The sequence below is a fragment of the Stenotrophomonas genospecies 5 genome (assembly GCF_054473825.1).
Window position 1 is genome coordinate 2,652,803 of the sequence record NZ_JBTMUW010000001.1, and the last position, 16,846, is coordinate 2,669,648.

The window sequence follows — 16,846 nt, forward strand, 5'->3', positions numbered from 1 at the left end:
GGCATCTGCCAGCGCCCCTGTGCTGGCCGGGATTGGCGTCCCGAATGAAGCTTTTCAACGGCGGGCCTGCGACAACATCGCGGGCCCGAATAGTGCACCCTCCGTCGTTCTGCGGCGGGCGGTGCGTGGGGATCTCCGGATCCGCCGGCTTTTTCTCCGTTGAAAAGCTTCACCGGCACGCCAACCCGCACCGCCCGCCACCCTGCGCCCCGCAGGTGGCCTTGCCTGTGAGGTTGCCACCATGACCCTGCCCCATCCCACCCATCCCCGCCTGCACGCGCTGCTGGGTGATGCCCTGCCTGGGCTGCGGCTGCCCGCCGCTGCCGCCGACATCCTGGAAGATGCGCTGGCCGCAGCCCACGAGAACGTGCCGCAGCCTGCATTCTTCGCCCGGTTACGGAGCATCGCGCGCGGCGACGGTGCCAACGGCCAACCTTGGCCCGAAACGCGGATCACGGAAGCGAGGGCGCGTGACCTGGCCGGCGCTACGCGCTGCCTGGCCGCAGTGTCTTCCTGCGCAGGACTGCTGCTGGCCGCGCAGGCGGCGCGGGAGATGGACGATGCCCGAGCGCACTGCCCGCCGCAGGTGGAAGAAGGGCTGCTGCACGCGGTACAGGTGCTGGCCGATCACGCGGGGGCGCTGGTGGAGCCCGCAGCGGCAGTCCCCGGCAAGCAATGAGCCGAGCTGGCCCTGCTCCACCGCAGGTGCGTCCATACCCCGGCGCTGTCAGATCTTGAGATAGATCCTGCGCCGGTCCAGCCACCACGCGACGCCCCACCACAGGGTGACGAAGGCCAGGGCCTGCAGCATCGACGCCAGCTCCAGCGCACCCGGCATCGCCGCCGCCAGCTGCTGCCAGACCCAGCCCCAGGCGCCGGTTGCCAACAATGCCACCGACATCACCGAGGCCCCCAGGTACGCGGTGATCGCGTTGACCCCAAAACGACGGCCCCACGCGGGCCAGCCCTTCTGGTCGATCAGCACATGCGCCAGCCACAGGGCCAGCGCCGCAAGACCTCCGGTCCACAGCACGTAGCTGGGCGTCCACAGCTGCTTGTTCAACGGCAGCACAATGGCAAGCAGCAGGCCCAGCACTGCCGTTGCGGCGCCCAATCCTGCCAGCGCCACAGCGCGACCTCTGCGCAGCAGTGCGCCGGCCAGCAGGCCCAGGGTGGTGCTGGCCAGCGCGCCCAGCGTGCTCAGCAGCCCTTCCGGGTCATGCCCAAGCCCGGTATCGGCGTGCCACTGGTAGATCCACGGGGCGAACAGCGAGGTATCCAGACGGCTGGCCGGGTTGGTCCATGGCGACAGATCACCGAGGCCGAGCAGCAGCACGGTATAGCCCACCAGCAGCCCGACAAGCACCCCGACCTGCACGTGCAGCCGCGCATACACCGCCAGCAGGCCAACCAGCGCCGCACACACCGCGATGCGTTGCAGCACGCCCCAGATGCGGAAGTGATGCGTATCCAGCGCCCACCAGATCAGCAGATGCAACAACGCGCCGGCTAGCAGGATGCGCAACGCGCGCTCCAGCACGCCACGCGCCAGTGTGGGTCGCTTCGAAGCATCGAGCGCGCGCGGTGCCACGCTGAAGGCCATCGACACGCCCACCAGGAACAGGAAGAACGGGAACACCAGATCGGTGGGCGTGCAGCCATGCCAGTCCGAATGACGCAGCGGTGCGAACACCGCACTCCAGTCGCCCGGGTTGTTGACCAGCAGCATCGCCGCCACGGTGATGCCGCGCAGGGCGTCGATCGAGCCCAGGCGCGCTGACGGCGCAGCACTCATCAGGCGGCCTCGTACTGTCCGGCAATCCAGGTGCCCCGCACCTGCAGGGCATCGTCCAGCAGCACCAGGTCGGCCTGGTAACCCTCGGCGATGTGGCCCAGCCGGTCGTCCACATTGAGGAACTGCGCCGGATAGGTCGAGGCCATGCGCGCCGCTTCGGCAAGCGGCTGGCCGAGCATCTGCACGGTGTTGCGCACGGCCGTGGCCATGTCCAGTGCCGAGCCGGCCAGCGCGCCAGCTGCGTTGCGCACCACCCCATCGACGGCAGTGATGGTCTCGCCATACAGCACATAGCTGGGATCATCGGCGCCGACCGGCGGCATCGCATCGGTCACCAGCAGCAGGCGACCGCGTGGCTTGGCCGCCAGCGCTACCCGCAGGCTGGCCGGATGCACGTGCACGCCGTCGACGATGATGCCGATCCAGCTGTCGCGATCTTCCAGCGCGGCACCCACCGCACCCGGCTCCCGGCCCTGCAGCGGCGACATCGCGTTGTACAGATGGGTGAAGCCGCGCACACCGGCATCCAGGCCGGCGCGGATCTCTTCGTACGTTCCCGCGGTATGTCCAGCCGCGACGATCACCCCGCGCTCCACCAGCGCGCGGATCGACTCCAGCGGTACCCGTTCCGGCGCAAGGGTGAGCAGGGTCACGCCATTGTCCAGCGAGGCGGCTAGCGCGATCTCCTCCGCATCGGGCACGCGGAACTTGCTGGCGTCGTGGGTCCCCTTCCGTGCCGGGGCGATGTACGGCCCTTCCAGATGGATGCCGATGACACCGGGTACGCCTTGAGCGATGGCTTCGCGCAAGGCGGCGATCGCCTCGCGCATCACCGCCACGTCATCACTGATCAGCGTCGGCAGCATCGCGGTGGTGCCGAAACGGCGGTGCGCCTGCGCGATGGTGCGCAGGGCCGCCACGTCCGGCGTGTTGTTGAAAAGCGCGCCGCCACCGCCATTGACCTGCACGTCGATGAAACCCGGCAGCAGCCAGCCGCCGCCGAGATCGACCTGCTCGGCCGCCTGGCCCACCTGCGGCGCGGCATCGGGGAGCAGCGCGCTGATCTTCCCGTCCTCGATGAGCACTGCCAGGTCATCGCGGAAATCATCCCCGACCAGGATGCGGGCATTGCGCAGCACGGTTGCCATCACACGGTCTCCGTGACCTTGTTCAGATGCGGCGGCAGGTCCGGGTTGAACCCGCGGCGCAGCGCCAGCGCATTGATCGCACGGTAGAAACTCTGCACGGTGAGCAGCGGAGCGCACAACGGATGCGGCGCGGCAGCCACCGGCAGGTTGCCTGCGGCGCCGGCCATCCATACCTGCGCACCACGCGCTGAGAACTCCTCCACCACGGCACGTGTGCCCGCGCCGGTCTCATCGGGCTGGGCGAAAGCCAGCACCGGGAAACCGCGGCCGACCAGCGCCATCGGGCCATGCTTGACCTCGGCCGAGCTGTAGGCCTCGGCATGCAGACTGCAGGTTTCCTTGAACTTCAGCGCCGCTTCCTGCGCCGCGCCAAGCCCAAGCCCACGCCCGAGCACGAACAGGTTGGTGGCGTCCACCAGGCCATCGGCCAGCGCCGTCCAATCGCACTGCCATGCCTCGCGCAACGCATCAGGCAGCAGCTCCAGCGCAGCGCGCAGGCCACTGTCCTGCTTCCAGTACGTGGCCAGCTGCAGCAGTGCCGCAAGCGACGCCAGGTAGCTCTTGGTCGCGGCCACACTCTTCTCCGGGCCCGCATGCAGCGGAATCACCGTGTCGGCCAGCTGCGCCAACGGCGAATCCTCGACATTGACCAGTGCGACCACGCGCGCACCGGCGGCCTTGGCCGCTTCGGCATTGCGCAGCAGATCCGGACTCTTGCCCGACTGCGAGATGACGATGAACAGTGCACCGCGCAGCTGCAGCGGCGCGGCATACACCGAGCCCACCGACGGCGAGGCGGAGGCGACCACCAGGCCCAGCTGGGTTTCCAGCAGGTACTTGCCGTAGGTGGCGGCATGATCGGAGCTGCCGCGCGCGCAGGTGACCACGAACGGGGGTGGCGCGGCGCGCAGGCTGGCAGCCAGCGTCTCCATCGTGGCGTGGTTGCGCGAGAACTGGCGGGCGACGACGTCGGCCGCTTCAGCGGCTTCGGCGAACATCAGGGTGGAGGTGGGGTCGGACAGCGACATGGCGGGCTCAGGCAGGATCGGAAGGGAGTGGGCGGGCGCCGGCGGGACGCATCGGCGCAGTCGACCCGCGCACTACCAGCTGCGGCACGAAGCCCTGGTTGTGCAGCGGTGCAGGCGCGTCGTCATAGGCATCGCTGCGCAGCTGCGCGATCAGCAGGCGCGCGGCGTGGCGTGCGATGTCCTCGGTGGCCTGCTTGGCGGTGGTCAACGGCGGCCAGGACTGGCGCGAGAACGGGCTGTCCTCGAAGCCGGCAATGGACAGGTCGTAGGGCACGTTCATCCCCGCCGATTTGGCAGCGGCCAGCACGCCCGCAGCGATTTCATCGTTGGAACCGAAGATGGCGGTGGGCGGTTCGCGCAGCGCCAGCAGGCGGCGCGCGCCCCGGAAACCGTCGTCGAAGGTGTAGTCGCCCTGCACCACAAGATGCTTGTCCACGGTCATGCCGTAGTCCTTCAGCGCCGCTTCGTAGCCGGCATAGCGTTCGCCGGAAGAGCGGTGCGAGCTGCCACCCCACAGGAAGCCGATGCGCTGATGGCCCAGCTGGATCAGATGCTCGGTGATCTCGTAGGCCGCTTCGCGGTCGTCGACGAACACGCAGGCTCCGTCCGCCGGGTCCTCGGTCGCCGCGATGATGCGCACCAGCTTGATGCCGCGTGCGGTCAGCGCCTGCACCAGATCTCGGCGCTCGGACATCGGTGCGGTCAGCACCAGGCCGGCCAGGCGCGAGCGCTGTACCCAGTCGGCCAGTTCATCGGCCAACAGGGGCGAGCTCGAGTCGCAGGGGTGGATCTGCAGGCCGAAGCCGGTCTCCCGGCACGCGGCCAGCACGCCGTTCTGCACGCCGATGATGTGGTACGGGTTGGGGTTGTCGTAGACCAGCCCGATCACGAAAGTGGTCCCGCTGCGCAGGTTGCGCGCGGACGGATCGGGCTCGTAGTCGAGCTCGGCGATCGCCCGCAGCACCCGCGCACGGGTGGCCTGCATCACGGAGGGCTCGTTGTTGATCACCCGCGAGACGGTCTTCAGAGAGACCTTGGCCTTCTCCGCGACGTCCTTGATGGTCGCTCTGCGCATGGGTTTTCCCTGGGGTTGGCTGCCGTCCATCATCGCCTATCAGCGCTCCTGCGGCAGGCCGGCGCGGTGGCCGATGACCGAGTAGAACAGGATGTACAGGTAGCACGGCACCATCAGCAGCACGAACACCAGCTGGAAATCGATGTGCTGCTTGAGCACGGCGAACAACTGCGGAATGATCGCGCCACCGGCGATACCCATCACCAGCAGCGCCGAGCCGGTCTCGGTGAAACGGCCCAGGCCACGGATCGCCAGCGGGAAGATGGCCGGCCACATCATTGCGTTGGCAAAGCCCAGCAGGGCCACGAAGGCCACCGAAACGTAGCCGTGGGTGACCCAAGCACCGAGGCAGAACACCACGCCCAGTACCGCCGAAACGGTCAGGTAGCGCGACTGCGAAACCACCCGGGGAATCAGCAGCAGGCCCACCACGTAGCCAGCCAGCATCGCCGCCAGGGTCAACGAGGTGAACATCTTGGTCTGGTCCAGCGGCAGGTCGAAGCCGTGGCCATAGGTACCGATGGCATCACCGGCCATCACTTCCACGCCGACATACACGAACAGGCAGAGCACGCCCAGCCACAGGTGCGGGAACTGGAAGATGCTGCTGCGCTCGGCTGCGCCGGCGGCCATCGGGGTGGCGTTGGCCTCGGAGGACTTGATCTCCGGCAGCGGCGAGAACAATACGGCGACGGCCAGCAGCACCAGCAGGCCGGCCATCGCCAGGTACGGCGCATGGATCTTGGCGGCGAACTCATTGAGCAGGGCCACCTTGGTGACCGCGTCGGCCGCCTGTACCTGCTTGTCCAGGTCACCGATGCCATGCAGCACCAGGGTGCCGATCAGCACCGGCGCCAGCATGCCGGCGATCTTGTTGCAGATGCCCATCAGCGCGATGCGACGCGCTGCGGTCTCGATCGGGCCGAGGATGGAGATGTAGGGATTGATCGCCGTCTGCAGCAGGGCCAGGCCGCTGCCGATCACGAACAGCCCGCCCAGCGCGCCGGGGTACCAGCGCTGCGTCGCGAATTCACCGAAGAGTGCCGCGCCGCCGGCCATCACCAGCAGGCTCAGGCTGAGGCCCTTCTTCATGCCGGTGCGCCGCAGGATCCACGACGACGGCAGGGCCAGGAAGAAATAGGACAGGTAGAACACCATCAGCACCAGGAAGGCGCCGACCTCGCTGAGCTCGAAGGCCAGCTTGACGAAGGTGATCAGCGGGCCGTTGAGCCAGGTGAAGAAACCGATCAGGAAGAACAGGACGCCGACGATGGCGATGGAGGTGGCCACGTTCGGGCGCGCGCTTGCAGCGGGGACGGCGGACATCAGGAGGGCTCCTGCGGCGACGGTCGCAGAACGCGGCGTCGGAGAGTGGCTGGGAACAACGTTGTCACATTCTTTCGATGGACAACGGCGGTTTGTCAACTTCCCTGCGCGGGGCAGCGCAGGCCATGCTGCATCGCGCAACCGCCGCGCACGGTCGCGTGCTGAATGCGCTGGAGCCGTTGAGCCCCGTGCAGCAAGGGCTACGGCGTGAAGGCGCTGTTCACGCCATGGAAACGTTTACCGCACACCCCATTCGTTGCGCCGCAGCAACGAAAGTGTCACGAACTCGTTGACATCGTTGTCAGCGGGGTTACAGACTCCGCCCAACAGCCGGCCTCACCCTCGGATCCGGCCCCCTCTTCAGCAGGAGCCCGCGTGACCGCCAGCCATCCCGCCCCGGCCCATGTCCTGTCCCGCGTCGCGCCCTCGTTCCTGGCCGCCGACGTCGGCGGCACCCATGTGCGTGTCGCCCGGGTCCAGGCCAGCGGCGATGCCGCCCATCCGGTGCAGGTGCTGGAATACCGCAAGTATCGCAATGCCGACCACGCCGGCCTGAGTGCGATCCTGTCCGACTTCCTGGGCGACGGCCCGCGCCCGGCGCATTGCGTGGTGGCCACGGCCGGTTATGCGCGCGAAGACGGGACGGTCATCACTGCCAACGTGCCCTGGCCGCTGTCCGCGCGGCAGATCGAGGCCGACGTCGGCGTACAGCAGGTCCACATCGTCAACGACTTCGAAGCGGTGGCCTATGCCGCGGCACAGGTCGACGCCAGCGGCGTCCTGCACCTGTGTGGGCCGGAAAGCGCCCCGCGCGGACCGACCCTGGTGGTCGGTCCGGGTACGGGCCTGGGTGCGGCACTGTGGATCCCGACCGCCCATGGCCCGGTCGTGCTGGCTACCGAAGCCGGGCAACCGACGCTGGCCGCCAGCACCGAACTGGAAATGGCCATCGTCCGCCACATGCAGCGCGAGCGCGCTCACGTGTCGATCGAGCACGCAATCTCCGGCCCCGGCCTGATGAACCTGTACCGCGCGGTGTGCGCCCTGCAGGGACAGCAGCCCACCCTGGCCAGTCCGGACGCGGTCACCGCCGCGGCGATGGCCGGCACTGATGCGCACGCACGCAAGGCGCTGGATGTGTTCTGCGGCCTGCTCGGCAGCACCATCGGCGACATGGCCCTGTTCTACGGCGCCCATGGGGGCGTCTATCTGGCCGGCGGCATCCTGCCGCAGATCCGCGAGTACCTGCGCACCAGCACCTTCGTCGAGCGCTACCTGCAGAAGGGGCCGATGGGCGAAGCACTGGCACGCATCCCGGTGAAAGTGGTCGAGCACGGCCAGCTGGGCGTGGTCGGTGCTGCCAGCTGGTACCTGCAGCAGTCGGCCGCCTGACACCGCAACAGGCTTCAACGCAATCGCAGCACGCAGTACGTGGCACGCCAATGCACGGGACATCGCCGCCGCCCCCGCGCACGTCAACGCAACCGCAACCGAACACCGCCGCCGGCACCCAATCGAGTGATGAGGAGAGACATCATGAACACCCGCAAGACCCTGCTTTCGGCCGCCATCGTCAGCTGCCTCGCTTTCAGCGCACATGCCCAGCAGGCTGCGCCGACCGCAACCGACCTGGACACCGTGACCGTCACCGGCATCCGTGGCTCGATGGAGAAGTCGCTGGATACCAAGCGCGAAGCCAACGCGCGCGTGGAAGTGGTGACCGCCGAAGACGTCGGCAAGCTGCCGGCGCACAATGTGGCCGACACCCTGCAGCGCCTGCCCGGCGTCAACATCAGTTCGTCCAGCGCCGACGAAGGCGGCTTCGATGAAGCCGACCGCGTCAGCCTGCGTGGCACCAGCCCGAGCCTGACCCAGACCCTGATCAACGGCCACACCGTCGGCTCGGCCGACTGGTTCGTGCTCAGCCAGGGCAACAACGTCGGCCGCAGCGTCAGCTACTCGCTGCTGCCCTCCGAGCTGGTGAGCTCGGTGGAAGTGAACAAGTCCTCGCAGGCCAAGCTGCAGGATGGCGGCACCACCGGTACCGTCAACATCATCACGCGCAAGCCGCTGGAGTTCGCCAAGCCCTTCAGTGCGGAAGCCTCGGTAGGTGCGGTCCGTTCGGACCAGGCCAAGTCGACCGACCCGCAGTACTCGGCGCTGTTCAACTACAAGAATGACGCCAACAACTTCGGCGTGATGCTGCAGGCCTTCTACCAGAAGCGCGAGCTCCGCCGCGAGGCGCAGGAAATCCCGGGCGGTTTCACCCGGATCGGCGCCGATGATCCGGTGGCCCTCACCAATCCGGACCTGATCGGCGTGGCCGTCCCCGGCCTGCTGGGTTCGACCCTGTTCGAACAGACCCGCGAACGCAAGGGCGGGCTGGTGACCATCCAGTTCAAGCCGACCGATACGCTGAACCTGTCGCTGAGCGGCTTCTCCTCCAAGCTGGAAGCCAACAACTACAACCGCAATTTCATGCTGTGGGGCGGCAACTTCGCCAAGTCGCAGGCGCCGAACCCGGGCTACACCGTGACCGACGGCGTGCTGAGCAATGCCACCTACGCGGGCGTCCCGGGCACCAACTACGGTGTCTACGACATGATCTACCGTGAAGCCACGGCCAAGACCAACTACGTCACGTTCGACGCCGACTGGCAGATCAACGACACCCTGGACATGAAGTTCCAGGCCGGTACCACCAAGGGCACCGGTGAAACCCCGCGCCAGTTCATTGCTGAAGTCACGCTTGGCCAGGGCGGCGGTGCCAGCTGGGCAACGCACGGCGCCGGTTCGCCGGTGGACTGGAACATCGGCGGCGACATCAGCCCCAGCGGCGTCACCAGTTTCGGCACGTGGGGCAACCAGCTGGTCCGCGCCGAAGACAAGGAAGACTGGGCCACGCTGGACTTCAGCCAGTATTTCGGCACCGGCGTGCTGAACTCCGTGGACTTCGGCGTGCGTTTCGCCGACCACGAACGCGAAGCGCTCTCGCCGGAAGGTGCGACCCCGGGTGACATCTGGTCCGCACTGCAGGGCAGCGCCACCGCCAACTATCCCAGCGGCTTCGCCGGTGATGTCGGCGGCACCTTCCCGCGCAACATCTGGTACTACACGCCGGATGCACTGAAGAACGCGATCATCAACAACTCCACCTGGCTGGCCGGCAACGATGGCCCCACCGGCCGCCACAACTACGGTGCCGAGTGGAAGGTGAAGGAGAAGAACTTCGCCGGCTACGTGCAGGCCAACTTCAGCGGCGACTGGTGGAGCGGCAACGTCGGCCTGCGCTACGTCAACATCAAGCAGGACATCGACACCTACAACGCGGTCAGCAATGCCGCCGATGCCGATGTGAGCAGCCTGTTCGGCATGTGGGAGCGCACCGCCTTCCAGAACAAGCGCAACCGCGTCCTGCCCAGCGCCAACATCAAGTTCGACCTGGACGACAGGCTGGTGCTGCGCGTGGCCGCGTCGCAGACCCAGACCCTGCCGGATTACTCGGCCCTGGGCGCTTCGTCGTGGGGTTCGGACCTGAACAAGACCGGCGGCGGTGGCAACCCGAACCTGAAGCCGACCCTGTCCACGAACTTCGACGCCAACCTGGAGTGGTACTTCATGCCGCGCGGCCTGCTGTCGGTCGGTGCGTACCACATGGACATGAAGGACTACATCGCCTTCGACGTGGTCTCGCGCCAGCTGTACAGCGAACTGACCAACCAGCTCGAGACCTACCAGATCTCCACCCCGATCAATGCCGACGGCAAGGTCACCGGCGTGGAAGTGGCCTATGAGCAGCCGATCGGCGAGTACTTCGGCATCAACGCCAACTACACCTACGCCAACGGCACCACGGCCCACACTTGGTCCGACGGTTCGCACAACCTGCTGGGTACCTCGAAGAACACCTACAACGTGGGGGCCTACTTCGAGAACGAGCGTTTCGGGGCACGCGTCAGCTACACGCACCGCTCGTCGTTCCTGATCAGCCTGTCGGGCACCAACCCGTACTACCAGGATGATTTCGGCACGCTGTCGGCCTCGCTGAGCTACAAGGCCACCGACTGGCTGAGCATCAGCCTGGATGCGCTGAACCTCAACAACCCGACCTACAAGTACTACCAGACCGCGGCCATTCCGACGTCGTTCTACAGCAACGGCCGCCAGTACTACCTCAACTTCCGCTTCAAGTACTGATCCATCGGCCGCGTCATCGCCGAGTCGTGCACGCACGCCGGGCCTGGGTCATTCCGGGCCCGGCGTTTTTCATGTATAGCGTTCATCGCACCGTTCCAAGGAGTCGTTCCGATGGTCAAGCCCTTCCGCGCCAGGATGCACGGCGCACTGCTGCTGGGCAGCCTGTTTGCCCTGCTGCCGGCCCTGCCGGCCTTCGCCGCCGATCCGGTGCCCGCCGCTGAAGCTCCTGGCCCGCAGCTGCGCGCCAACAGCCTGATGCTGATTCCCGCCCCCGCCAGCGTGCAGCCCGGCCAGGGCAGTGGCATCACTGTGTCCGCCACGACCGCGCTGTACGCAGACGGCGAGGCCGCACAGCGGGTCGCCACCCAGTTCGCCGACCTGCTGGCGCGCAGCGGTGGCCCGCGCCTGGTGCTGGCTACCGGCAAGGCTGCGGCCAAGGCCGGCGGCATCCGCTTCCAGATCGTTCCCACCTTCCGCGACAGCGGCGAGAGCTACACGCTGGAGAGCACCGCGCAGGGCGTGCTGGTGCAGGCCGGCAACGAGACCGGCCTGTTCTACGGCGCCACCACGCTGGCCCAGCTGGCCACCGGCGGCAGCCAGGGCGCGCTGCCGGCCGTGCAGATCCAGGATGCGCCGCGTTTCCCCTGGCGGGGTTTCATGCTCGACTCGGCGCGGCATTTCCAGAGCCTGGACGAGATCAAGCGCGTGCTTGATGCGATGTCCGCGCACAAGCTCAACACCTTCCATTGGCACCTGACCGATGACCAGGGCTGGCGCATGGAGATCAAGCGCTACCCGAAGCTGACCGAGGTCGGCAGCTGCCGCCTGCCCGCAGGCGATGGCGGCATCGATCCGGTGACCAAGCAGGAATACCCGTACTGCGGTTTCTACACGCAGGAGCAGATCCGTGAAGTGATTTCCTATGCAGCCAAGCTGCATATCCAGGTGATTCCGGAAATCGACGTGCCGGGCCATGCCACGGCCGCGATCGCCGCCTATCCGGAGCTGGGCTCGATCAGCACGCCGCTGAAGCCGATCAGCGAATGGGGCGTGTTCCCCAACCTCTTCAACGTGGAAGACAGCACCGTGACCTTCCTGGAGAACGTGCTGGAGGAGGTGATCGCACTGTTCCCGGCGAAGTACGTGCACGTGGGTGGCGACGAGGCCGTAAAGGACCAGTGGGAGGCGTCCGCGCAGGTTCAGCAGCGCATGCGCGAGCTGGGCATCAAGGATGAGATGGCCATGCAGAGCCACATCATCAAGCGCCTGGAGACATTCCTGGAGGAACACGACCGGCGCCTGATCGGCTGGGACGAAATTCTCGAGGGCGGGCTGCCCCCCCAGGCTACGGTGATGTCCTGGCGCGGTACCGAAGGCGGCCTGGCCGCTGCCAGCGCCGGCCATGACGTGATCATGTCGCCGGTCGGCTACCTGTACCTGGACTACCTGCAGACCGCCTCGCCCAATGAACCGCCGGGCCGCCCCACGCAGGTCAACCTCGGCAAGCTCTACAACTTCGAGCCGGTGCCGGACGAACTGCCCGCCGACAAGCGCGGACACATCCTCGGCCTGCAGGCGAACATGTTCACCGAGCACACCCGCAGCTATGCGCGGCTGCAGCACAACCTGTTCCCACGCCTGGCGGCGGTGGCCGAGACCGGCTGGAGCCCGCCCGGGAAGCGTGACCTCCGCGACTTCCTGGCACGCCTGCCGTCACAGCTGCAGCGCTACCGCGCATGGGGACTCGCCTATGCACAGACGCCGTTCGAAGTGGGCGTGGAGTACCAGGATGATCGCGCCGCAGGCACGGTGACGGTGTCGCTGGCCAACCCACTGGGCTACGAGGTGCGCTACAGCACCGATGGCCAGCCGGTGACCGCGCAGTCGCCGCTGTACCAGCAGCCGCTGACCGCGAAGGTGCCCGCCACGGTACAGGCCGCAGCGTTCTACCAGGGCCGGATGCTGGCCGCAGAGCCCACCGTAGCCGCGTTCACTCCGCAATCGCTGCTCGCCCGCCGCAGCGACGAACTGCTCAGCTGCGTTGGCAACAAGGGCCTGGTGCTGCGCCTGGAAGACGATGGCCCGCGCGAGGGCGCACGCGCGGTCTTCAACGTGGACATCTTCCAGCCCTGCTGGCGCTGGCCACAGGCGCAGCTGGACGGCATCGGCAGCGTGGAGGTGCGCGCCGGTCGCATCCCCTACTACTTCCAGCTGGCGCATGACGAGCCGAACCGTCGCTTCGAGAAGGCCAGGCGCGCGCACGGCGAGATGCTGATCCGCCGGGGCAGCTGCACGGGCAAGGTGCTGGCCGAAGTCCCGCTGCCGGCCACGCCCGATGCCGATGGCTTCGTGAGCCTGCGTGCGACGCTGCCGAAGGGCACGCACGGCACCGACGATCTGTGCATCAACTTCACCGGTGATACCCGCCCGGCGATGTGGGTGCTGGACGAAGTGACGCTGCAGAAGTAACCGGAAGGCTGTGGAGCCGGGCCATGCCCGGTTCCACTTCAACCAGGGAAGGCGTGTCAGCCCCGCCAGCGCAGCAGGAGGTCGCGCAGCGGGGTCAGCGCGAGGCCCAATCCGGCAAGAACGCCAACCGTGTTGGCGAGGGCGTCCATCGGGTCGGCCATGCGGTCGCGTGTCAGCGCCCCCTGTGCGAACTCGATCCCGATTCCCATCAGCACCAGGCCCAGCCCGACCCACAGCAGCGGACGTCCTTGCCGGAACAGCTGCACGGCACTGCCGGACAGAATGAAGTACGCCAGGAAATGCTCGACCTTGTCGCCGTTCTCCGGCACGGGAATCGGTGGCGGGGGAATCAGGCAGACCACGATCACAAACAGCACGGCCAGCACCCACAGCGCAGTCCATAGACGCGGCCGCCGCAGCGGCTTGATCATGCGCGTCGCGCTCACAGGCGCCAGCTCAGATCGCCCAGCGCGAACGCCGGCTCGAAGTCGATTCCACGCTGCAGGCCGATCGCCTGGAAGCGCTCGCCCATGCCGGTCGGCAGGGTCAGCTTCTTCACCTGGTCGCGCAGCTGGATGCGCCCCACTTCATCGGTACGCTCCTCGGCCAGGCTCAGCACCTGGTCCAGGCCATTGCCGATCAGGAAGCTGGCCTGGCTGCAGTACCCCGCCAGCTCGAAGCCACCGTGCAGGCCCGCTTCGGCCATCGCGGTGAAGTCCACCGAGGCCGTGATGTCCTGCAGGCCCGGCCAGCGATGCACGTCGTTATGCACGTGGTGGCGGTAGAAGGCGCGCACCGTGCCGTCGTCGCGATCGTGCTGGTAGAACTCGCTGCGGCTGTAGCCGTAGTCGATGAACAGCATCGCGCCACGTTGCAGGCCGCCAGCCACTGCCTGCAGCCAGTACGGCAGCTGCGGCAGCACCTCTGAGCGGTATCCGTCGGCGAAGGGCCTTTCGAGATAGCGTTCGATGTGGCGCACGGCGCCGTTGAGCAGAATATCGGCCGGCTGCGCGCCACGGATGAAGTTGCCCTCCGCGTCCAGTTCCACGGTCTCCTCGTAGACCTCGCCGTCCCTGATCAGGAAGCGCGGGGTCGGAAGTGCGTCGATCACCTCGTTGGCGAACACCACACCTTCCCAGTCCTCTTCGAACGGACGCTCGATCCAGTCCACGCGCGTGGCCAGCTCTGCCGGCAGCGCCTGTTGCAGGCGCTGCTGCTGGCGCTGGCGCAGGTCGGCACTGGGTTCAAGGATGGCATAACGCGAAGGCACCGCATCCAGCTCGGCCAGCCGCAGCAGCACGGCTTCGGCGAAGGCACCGGTGCCGCCACCCAGTTCCAGCATCCGCGACTGCGCACCGAGCTGGGCGAACACCGGCGCCAGCGCATTGGCCACGCTGCCGGCGAACAGGCCACCCAGCTCGGGCGCGGTGGTGAAGTCACCACCGCCACCGAACTTGCTGGAACCGGCGCTGTAATAGCCCCACCCGGGTGCGTACAGGCACAGTTCCATGAAGCGGGAAAACGGCATCGCGCCCCCCTGGGCGAGGATTTCAGCGCGCAGTGCGGCGGCCAGCTGGTCGCTGTGGGCCAGGGCGTCGGCATCGGGCAGAGGGAAGGTAGGCTGCATGGCGTCTTCGAATGCGGTGACAATGGTGCACAGGATAGCCGAGCCTTGGAGGACCCTCGATGAGCGAAACCGCCCCCGTGGCCCTGATCACCGGCAGCGCGCGCCGGATCGGCGCCGCCATCGCACGCCAGTTCCACGCCTGTGGCTGGTCGGTGGTGCTGCATGCCAACACGTCCAGCGCCGAGCTGCAGCAGGCCGCCTTCGACCTGGACAACGTCCGTCCGGGCAGTGTGCTGGCCCTGCAGGCCGACCTGCGCGATGCCGGCGCCCTGCCCGATCTGGTCGAGCAGGCCGTGGCCCACTTCGGCCGCCTCGATGCGCTGGTCAACAACGCGTCCAACTTCTTCCCCACCCCGCTCGGCCAGGTGACCGCCGAAGCGATGGATGAGCTGTACGCGGTCAATGCGCGTGCACCGCTGCTGCTGTCACAGGCGGCCGCGCCGTACCTGCGCCGCCAGCAGGGCTGCATCGTCAATCTGACCGATCTGCACGGCACCGACCCGATGCGCGACCATGTGGCCTACACCATGGCCAAGGCCGCACTGGAGATGGCCACCCGGTCACTGGCGCTGGAACTGGCGCCGAAAGTGCGGGTCAATGCGGTCGCCCCCGGTGCGATCCTGTGGCCCGAGCAGGGAAAGGACGATTTCGCCCGCGAGGCCCTGCTGGCGCGCACGCCGCTGGCACGCACCGGCACGGTGGAGGAGATCGCCGAGGCGGTGTACTGGCTGGTGGCTGAAGCCAGCTTCGTCACCGGCCACACCCTGCGCGTGGATGGCGGACGCACGGTGAGTTGAAGTCCGCCGGGCATGGCCCGGCGCTACCGATCTACGTAGGCGAGCGCAGCGGCCCTCATTCCAGGTCAACCACCTCGAATGCCTCGCCAAACTGAGCGTGTGCGCGCCACAGCGCCGCCAGGGCCAGGCCGCTGACCGGGTCGATGAAGTCTGGCGCGATGTCCGCCAGCGGCTTCAGCACGAAGGCGTGCTTCAGCTCGGGGCGCGGAATGCGCAGATGGCCCGGGCCTTCCACGATGTGGTTGCCGTAGAACACCACGTCGATGTCCAGGGTGCGGTCGGAGAAGCGCGGACCACTGCGATCACGACCGTGGGCGTCTTCCAGTGCGTGCAGCCAATCATCCAGCGCCTGCAGCGGCAGATCGGTCTGGATCAGCACGCCATTGTTGAGGAAGGCCGGGCCATCGAAGCCGACCGCGGCCGTGCGGTAGGCCGGAGACACCTGCAACGCGCCGAAACGCTCGCGCAGGGCCGCCACCGCGGCGTGGAGATGGCGGCGGGGCTGGACGTTGCTGCCCAGGCTGAGGAGCACGGTGGTCATGCGGTTCAGGTGACGGGTCTGGGGGGCGTGGGCATGCCGTCGTCACGGCGGCCTGCCTACAATCCGGGACGCACATGATAGGGCACCGACATGACCTATTGCGTTGGAATCGAGGTGGACCAGGGCCTGGTCTTCGCCGCCGACACCCGGACCAATGCCTCGCTGGACGATGTGCGCGTGCACCGCAAGCTGCACGTGTTCGAGTATCCCGGCCAGGCGGCCTACGTGTTGATGGCGGCTGGCAACCTGGCCACCACCCAGTTGCTGGTCTCGCGCCTGACCCGGGACGCCGGCGAGCGGCGCACGCCCAACCTGCGCGACATGACCCATCTGTTCGAAGCGGCGGCCTATGTCGGTCGCCTGCTGGTGGACAGCCAGGTGCACGGCGGCCACAGCGAGCACGGCCATGACGGCGTCAACACCCAGGCCACGCTGATCTTCGGCGGCCAGGTCGCCGGCGAACGCCCCGGCCTGTACATGATCTACCCGCTGGGCAATGCCATCGCCGCCTCGCCGGAGACCCCCTACCTGCAGATCGGCGAGTCCAAGTATGGCAAGCCGATCCTCGACCGCATCCTCAGCCCTGCCACGCGCCTTGAGGACGCCGCGCGCACGGCGATCGTGTCGCTGGATTCGACCATCCGTTCCAACCTCTCGGTCGGGCTGCCGATCGATCTGGCATTGCTGCGCGACGGCGAGCTGCGGATCGCCCAGCAGCTGCGGCTGGGCGCGGACTCGCCCCTGTACGCGGACATCCACCAGAACTGGTCACGGCGGCTGGAACAGGCCGTGGACAGCCTGCCACGCTTCCCGTGGGAAACCCCGGAACGGCCGGCGTGACCT

At 67.5% G+C, this 16,846-nt stretch carries 14 protein-coding genes; 6 read left to right on the forward strand and 8 right to left on the reverse strand.

Going from position 1 to position 16,846, the window contains the following annotated elements:
• The first annotated feature begins 241 nt into the window (after positions 1-241).
• The gene (locus ACX9OW_RS12160) at positions 242-679 is read left to right on the forward strand and encodes a hypothetical protein (protein ID WP_053519274.1); all 438 of its coding nucleotides are present in this window, start codon (positions 242-244) and stop codon (positions 677-679) included.
• A gap of 48 nt (positions 680-727) precedes the next feature.
• Here the strand turns inward: ACX9OW_RS12160 and ACX9OW_RS12165 are convergent, their stop codons facing one another.
• The 5 genes from ACX9OW_RS12165 to ACX9OW_RS12185 are packed head-to-tail and all read right to left on the reverse strand — an operon-like array spanning position 728 to position 6,372.
• The gene (locus ACX9OW_RS12165; protein WP_459062324.1) at positions 728-1,795 is read right to left on the reverse strand and encodes an acyltransferase family protein; all 1,068 of its coding nucleotides are present in this window, start codon (positions 1,793-1,795) and stop codon (positions 728-730) included.
• Positions 1,795-2,943 carry an N-acetylglucosamine-6-phosphate deacetylase gene (nagA, locus tag ACX9OW_RS12170; RefSeq protein ID WP_111186185.1) on the reverse strand — a complete coding sequence of 383 codons (1,149 nt, stop codon included), beginning with the start codon at positions 2,941-2,943 and terminating at the stop codon, positions 1,795-1,797. Before nagA ends, ACX9OW_RS12165 begins: the two co-directional genes overlap by 1 nt.
• Positions 2,943-3,971 (reverse strand): SIS domain-containing protein, encoded by a 1,029-nt coding sequence (locus tag ACX9OW_RS12175; RefSeq protein ID WP_053519280.1) that lies wholly within the window; start codon positions 3,969-3,971, stop codon positions 2,943-2,945. Before ACX9OW_RS12175 ends, nagA begins: the two co-directional genes overlap by 1 nt.
• Before the next feature lie 7 nt (positions 3,972-3,978).
• Positions 3,979-5,046: a LacI family DNA-binding transcriptional regulator gene (locus ACX9OW_RS12180; RefSeq protein WP_049466708.1), complete on the reverse strand. Its 1,068-nt coding sequence runs from the start codon at positions 5,044-5,046 to the stop codon at positions 3,979-3,981.
• Between the two features lie 39 nt (positions 5,047-5,085).
• On the reverse strand, positions 5,086-6,372 hold the full coding sequence (locus tag ACX9OW_RS12185; protein WP_459062325.1) for a sugar MFS transporter: 1,287 nt from the start codon (positions 6,370-6,372) through the stop codon (positions 5,086-5,088).
• Positions 6,373-6,747: 375 nt separating this feature from the next.
• Here ACX9OW_RS12185 and ACX9OW_RS12190 point away from each other — a divergent pair, with 375 nt between their 5' ends.
• From ACX9OW_RS12190 to ACX9OW_RS12200, 3 genes are all read left to right on the forward strand, one after another.
• Positions 6,748-7,764 (forward strand): glucokinase family protein, encoded by a 1,017-nt coding sequence (locus ACX9OW_RS12190; protein ID WP_053519284.1) that lies wholly within the window; start codon positions 6,748-6,750, stop codon positions 7,762-7,764.
• 144 nt (positions 7,765-7,908) lie between these two features.
• Positions 7,909-10,569, forward strand: a complete 2,661-nt coding sequence (locus tag ACX9OW_RS12195) for a TonB-dependent receptor (RefSeq protein WP_053519286.1) — start codon at positions 7,909-7,911, stop codon at positions 10,567-10,569.
• A 111-nt stretch (positions 10,570-10,680) separates the two neighbouring features.
• Entirely contained in the window at positions 10,681-13,038 is a 2,358-nt protein-coding gene (locus ACX9OW_RS12200) for a family 20 glycosylhydrolase (protein ID WP_459062326.1), read from the forward strand.
• Between the two features lie 56 nt (positions 13,039-13,094).
• On the opposite strand, the gene ACX9OW_RS12205 is transcribed toward ACX9OW_RS12200, so the two are convergent.
• Both ACX9OW_RS12205 and ACX9OW_RS12210 read right to left on the reverse strand, forming a co-directional pair.
• Positions 13,095-13,469, reverse strand: coding sequence for a VanZ family protein (locus ACX9OW_RS12205; RefSeq protein WP_065175153.1), 375 nt, complete (start codon positions 13,467-13,469; stop codon positions 13,095-13,097).
• A gap of 11 nt (positions 13,470-13,480) precedes the next feature.
• Positions 13,481-14,665 carry a class I SAM-dependent methyltransferase gene (locus tag ACX9OW_RS12210; RefSeq protein ID WP_128990003.1) on the reverse strand — a complete coding sequence of 395 codons (1,185 nt, stop codon included), beginning with the start codon at positions 14,663-14,665 and terminating at the stop codon, positions 13,481-13,483.
• Positions 14,666-14,724: 59 nt separating this feature from the next.
• On the opposite strand from ACX9OW_RS12210, the gene ACX9OW_RS12215 reads away from it, so the two are divergent.
• Complete coding sequence (locus ACX9OW_RS12215; protein WP_053519294.1) at positions 14,725-15,462, forward strand: pteridine reductase; 738 nt, start codon at positions 14,725-14,727, stop codon at positions 15,460-15,462.
• Between the two features lie 55 nt (positions 15,463-15,517).
• Here ACX9OW_RS12215 and folK read toward each other — a convergent pair whose 3' ends face one another.
• Positions 15,518-16,003, reverse strand: a complete 486-nt coding sequence (gene folK / locus ACX9OW_RS12220; protein ID WP_065175155.1) for a 2-amino-4-hydroxy-6-hydroxymethyldihydropteridine diphosphokinase — start codon at positions 16,001-16,003, stop codon at positions 15,518-15,520.
• 90 nt (positions 16,004-16,093) lie between these two features.
• Here folK and ACX9OW_RS12225 point away from each other — a divergent pair, with 90 nt between their 5' ends.
• Entirely contained in the window at positions 16,094-16,843 is a 750-nt protein-coding gene (locus ACX9OW_RS12225) for a 20S proteasome subunit A/B (RefSeq protein WP_053519299.1), read from the forward strand.
• Positions 16,844-16,846: the final 3 nt, after the last annotated feature.

What these genes read in the sequence shown, in the direction of transcription:
- ACX9OW_RS12160 (WP_053519274.1), top strand. Translation starts at nt 242, where the DNA reads ATGACCCTGCCCCATCCCACCCATCCCCGCCTGCACGCGCTGCTGGGT.
- ACX9OW_RS12165 (WP_459062324.1), bottom strand. Translation starts at nt 1,795, where the DNA reads ATGAGTGCTGCGCCGTCAGCGCGCCTGGGCTCGATCGACGCCCTGCGC.
- nagA (WP_111186185.1), bottom strand. Translation starts at nt 2,943, where the DNA reads ATGGCAACCGTGCTGCGCAATGCCCGCATCCTGGTCGGGGATGATTTC.
- ACX9OW_RS12175 (WP_053519280.1), bottom strand. Translation starts at nt 3,971, where the DNA reads ATGTCGCTGTCCGACCCCACCTCCACCCTGATGTTCGCCGAAGCCGCT.
- ACX9OW_RS12180 (WP_049466708.1), bottom strand. Translation starts at nt 5,046, where the DNA reads ATGCGCAGAGCGACCATCAAGGACGTCGCGGAGAAGGCCAAGGTCTCT.
- ACX9OW_RS12185 (WP_459062325.1), bottom strand. Translation starts at nt 6,372, where the DNA reads ATGTCCGCCGTCCCCGCTGCAAGCGCGCGCCCGAACGTGGCCACCTCC.
- ACX9OW_RS12195 (WP_053519286.1), top strand. Translation starts at nt 7,909, where the DNA reads ATGAACACCCGCAAGACCCTGCTTTCGGCCGCCATCGTCAGCTGCCTC.
- ACX9OW_RS12200 (WP_459062326.1), top strand. Translation starts at nt 10,681, where the DNA reads ATGGTCAAGCCCTTCCGCGCCAGGATGCACGGCGCACTGCTGCTGGGC.
- ACX9OW_RS12205 (WP_065175153.1), bottom strand. Translation starts at nt 13,469, where the DNA reads ATGATCAAGCCGCTGCGGCGGCCGCGTCTATGGACTGCGCTGTGGGTG.
- ACX9OW_RS12210 (WP_128990003.1), bottom strand. Translation starts at nt 14,665, where the DNA reads ATGCAGCCTACCTTCCCTCTGCCCGATGCCGACGCCCTGGCCCACAGC.
- ACX9OW_RS12215 (WP_053519294.1), top strand. Translation starts at nt 14,725, where the DNA reads ATGAGCGAAACCGCCCCCGTGGCCCTGATCACCGGCAGCGCGCGCCGG.
- folK (WP_065175155.1), bottom strand. Translation starts at nt 16,003, where the DNA reads ATGACCACCGTGCTCCTCAGCCTGGGCAGCAACGTCCAGCCCCGCCGC.
- ACX9OW_RS12225 (WP_053519299.1), top strand. Translation starts at nt 16,094, where the DNA reads ATGACCTATTGCGTTGGAATCGAGGTGGACCAGGGCCTGGTCTTCGCC.